At 54.1% G+C, this 231-nt stretch carries 1 protein-coding gene; it reads left to right on the top strand.

Annotated elements, in window-relative coordinates:
- Positions 1–231: hypothetical protein (locus FN960_RS24850; RefSeq protein ID WP_260682112.1), on the top strand; the 231-nt coding region annotated here is incomplete at both ends.

The raw sequence follows: 231 nt of genomic DNA on the forward strand, positions 1-231 counted from the left end.
TTTTTGATTTTTCCGTTCTGAACGGATCGTTTGGGCAACTGCCTGGTGCGAACGGAGCCACCACCTCATTTCGCGGCGCGGGTGGCGCGGGGGCTAAAGATGGCTTTCTCTTTGCGCTGGAGCTGGCACCGTCAGTCATTCTCTCTCTGGGGATTATTTCAATTACCGATGGTCTTGGTGGATTACGCGCCGCGCAGCAGTTAATGACACCTGTGCTAAAACCGTTGTTGG

Source organism: Alkalicoccobacillus porphyridii (genome assembly GCF_007293315.1).
In the GTDB taxonomy this organism is placed as follows: Bacteria; Bacillota; Bacilli; order Bacillales; family Bacillaceae_D; genus Alkalicoccobacillus; species Alkalicoccobacillus porphyridii.